The organism is Micrococcus sp. HG099 (assembly GCF_024723355.1).
Classification (GTDB): Bacteria; Actinomycetota; Actinomycetes; order Actinomycetales; family Micrococcaceae; genus Micrococcus; species Micrococcus endophyticus.
The window spans coordinates 1-3129 of record NZ_JANQCJ010000184.1 but is presented as its reverse complement, the minus strand read 5'-3'; the positions used below and the strand labels follow the sequence as shown (position 1 = coordinate 3129).

At 75.2% G+C, this 3129-nt stretch carries 3 protein-coding genes and 1 pseudogene; 3 read left to right on the top strand and 1 reads right to left on the bottom strand.

The genetic code is table 11. The features are described from left to right. Window positions 1-1674, top strand: a 1674-nt coding sequence (locus NWP10_RS11220) for a threonine/serine exporter ThrE family protein (protein ID WP_258300962.1), incomplete at its 5' end; no start/stop codon positions are given. A gap of 15 nt (window positions 1675-1689) precedes the next feature. Here NWP10_RS11220 and NWP10_RS11215 read toward each other — a convergent pair. After that, complete coding sequence (locus tag NWP10_RS11215; protein ID WP_184172276.1) at window positions 1690-2367, bottom strand: uracil-DNA glycosylase; 678 nt, start codon at window positions 2365-2367, stop codon at window positions 1690-1692. A gap of 36 nt (window positions 2368-2403) precedes the next feature. Between NWP10_RS11215 and NWP10_RS11210 the strand changes: the two genes are divergently transcribed. Both NWP10_RS11210 and NWP10_RS11205 read left to right on the top strand, forming a co-directional pair. Beyond that, window positions 2404-2709 (top strand): DUF3263 domain-containing protein, encoded by a 306-nt coding sequence (locus NWP10_RS11210; protein WP_036380258.1) that lies wholly within the window; start codon window positions 2404-2406, stop codon window positions 2707-2709. 3 nt (window positions 2710-2712) lie between these two features. Beyond that, a pseudogene (locus tag NWP10_RS11205) lies at window positions 2713-3129 on the top strand (LytR family transcriptional regulator); the annotation flags it as partial.

The window sequence follows — 3129 nt, the reverse complement described above, 5'->3', positions numbered from 1 at the left end:
GAGCCGGACCCGGCCGACGCCGCGCCCGTGGCGCGTCCGGAGCCGGCCGCGCCGGAGGAGCAGCTCCCCGAGCAGGCCGCGGACGCCCCGCTCACCGAGCCGCCCCTGTCCGAGCAGGTGCCCACCTCCGTGCTGGCCCCCGCGGACGCCGACGGCGCCCTGCCCGCCCCGGACGTGCTCCCCGAGCCGGACGTCACCGTCCCGGACCCCGTGGTGCCCGTGGGCCCGCCGGAGAAGCGCGGGCGCCGCCGCGGCCGCAAGGCGCGCGAGGTGTTCGTCGAGAACCTGCCCACCCAGGCCCTCGTCCTGGCCGACCGCCTGCACTCCTCCCCGTACGGCCGCCGCATGCGCTCGACCCTGCAGCAGCGCCGCGAGGCCGAGACGCACGCCCTCGAGGCGCGCACCACCCTGGACTTCGCGCTCAAGCTGGGCGAGACCATGTTCAGCTTCGGCGCGGCCTCCCTGGACGTGGAGACCTCGATCATCGTGGTCACGCAGGCCTACGGGATCCTCGAGACCGAGGTGGACCTGACCAACCAGTCCATCTCGCTGAACTACGCGCCGGACTCCTCCCGCGGCGAGTCGCCGTACACGCTGCAGCGCGTGGTGCGCTCCTCCTCCGTGAACTTCGAGGGCCTCGTGGCCGTGCACCGGCTCGTGGAGGAGATCGCGGACGGCCGCCTGGACCGCGCCGAGGCCCAGCGCCGGCTCGTGGAGATCCGGCACCAGCCCAAGCCCTTCCCGGCCGTGTTCGAGATCCTCTTCGCCGGGGTGTTCGTGGCCTGCTTCATCCCGTTCATCGGCGGCAACTGGACCGGCTCGCTGCTCGGGATGATCTCCACCTGGGTCGTGTTCTGGCTCAAGATCCAGGCCGACCGCGCCCGGTTCCCCGAGATCTTCTCCACCATGTTCGGGGCGATCGTGGCCACGGTGATCGCGCTGGCCGCCTTCGCCCTGGAGCTGCCGGTCAACCCGGCGGTGGTGATCGCCGGCGGCATCATGATGCTGCTGCCCACGGCGCGGTTCGTCACCGCCGTGCAGGACGCCATCAACGGCTTCCCCGTCACGGCGGCCGGCCGCTTCCTCTCCGCCCTGCTCGTGTTCACTGGCGTGATGGCGGGGATCATGGTCGCCGTCGCCCTCGGCGACCTCGCGGGGCTGGAGCACCTGGACCTCGCCGAGGCGGGGACCCTGCAGCACCCGCCGCTGCTGCTGCTGGCCCTGGTGACGGCCGCCGGCATGTCCGACGCGGTGGTGGAGCAGTCCCGCTGGCCGCAGATCCTGGCGTGCGGGCTCGTCTCCGGCGCGGGCTACGGCGTGTTCCTGGCGGCGCAGCAGCTCGGCATCGGGGACCGGCTGGTCCCCGCCGCGGCGGCGACCGCGGTCGGGTTCCTCGGCCGCCTGGTGGCCCAGCGCATCGCCGCGCCCGCCCTGGTGATCGTGTTGCCGTCCATGCTGTTCCTGCTGCCGGGCCTGATGATGTTCCGCTCGGTCTACGGGTTCACCGTGGAGACCGGTTCCACCCTGCTCGGCGTGGCGGGCCTGTTCAACGCCGCGGTGATCGTGGTGGCGATCGCCGCCGGCGTCGCCTTCGGCAACACGCTCGCCAAGCCCATCACGGACCGCATGGGCACGCTGCTGCCCACCGAGCTCGTGATGCACCAGCGCGGCTGAGCCGCCGACGCCCGCTCAGTCGGGCAGGCGCCAGTCCACCGGCTCCGCGCCGGCCTCCTCCAGCAGCCGGTTCACCCGGCTGAACGGGCGCGAGCCGAAGAACCCGCGGTGCGCGCTCAGCGGGGAGGGATGCGGGGACTCCACGACGCCGGCCCCCGCCTGGGTGAGCAGCGGCGCCATGCGCCGCGCGTCGGCGCCCCACAGCAGGCCCACCAGCGGGGTGCCGCGCTCGCAGAGGGCACGGACCGCGGCCTCCGTGATCTGCTCCCAGCCCAGGCCCCGATGGCTGCCGGGGGCGCCGGCCCGCACCGTCAGTGCGCGGTTGAGCAGCATGACGCCCTGGTCCGCCCACGCCGAGAGGTCCCCGTGCGCGGGCGGGGCGATGCCGAGGTCGTCCTGCAGCTCGCGGTGGATGTTCACCAGGGAGCGGGGGAGCGGGCGCACGTGGCGATCCACGGCGAAGCTCAGGCCGATGGGGTGGCCCGGCGTGGGATAGGGGTCCTGGCCGAGCACGAGCACCCGGACGTCCTCGAAGGGCCGGCGGAACACGCGCAGGATGTGCTCGGGGGCCGGGAGCACCTGCTCTCCGGCGGCCCGCCGCTGCGTGAGGGCCGCGCCGACCTGCTCGAGCGCGGCGGCCTGGGGGGCGAGCGCCGCCTCCCATCCGGGGTCCAGGGGTGCGATGAACTCCATCCCCCGAGCGTAGCCGCGCTGGGTACAGTGGCGGCCATGCCGACCTCCGCCCCCGAACCCCGCCGGGACGCGCTGACGCCGCAGGAGCGCGCGGTGCTGGACCTCGAGGCCGCCACGTGGCGACACGGCGGCGCCAAGGACCACGCCGTCCGGGAGCGTCTCGGGCTCTCCCCGACCGCCTACTATCAGGTGTTGAACGGACTGCTGGACCGTGAGGCCGCCCTGGCCTACCGGCCCCTGCTCGTCGCCCGGCTGCTGCGAAAGCGCGGCACCCGCAGCAGGGCGCGCAGGGCCCCCGCGGACCCGGCCCCGTCCACGCCCGCTTCCCGCCAGGAGAACTGACCCATGGCCTACCAGCCCGACCGCTTCGACGAGGTCCCCGAGTACACGGACCAGCGCGGCGCCCACCGCGCGTCCTTCGCCGCCCCCGCCGGCGCGGCCGCCGCCGCGGGCGGCGCCCGCCGCTTCAGCCCGCTCCTGCTGGTGGCCGGACTCGTCCTTCTCGCCGGCCTCTTCGTGGGCGTCGTGCTGCCCTGGCTCACGGGCGACCGCTCCGAGCCCGTCGCGGCCGAGTCCTCCGCCTCGTCCCCGGCCGCGGACCCCTCGACCTCGTCCGAGCCGGCTTCCCCGACCGAGGGCGCCGCCACGACCGAGCCCGCCTCCCCGTCGGAGGATGCGGCCGCCGCCGAGGCCTCCCGCTCCCAGGCCGCCGCGCAGTCCGCGGCGGAGCAGTCGGCCGCCGAGGCCGCCGCGGCCTCCTCC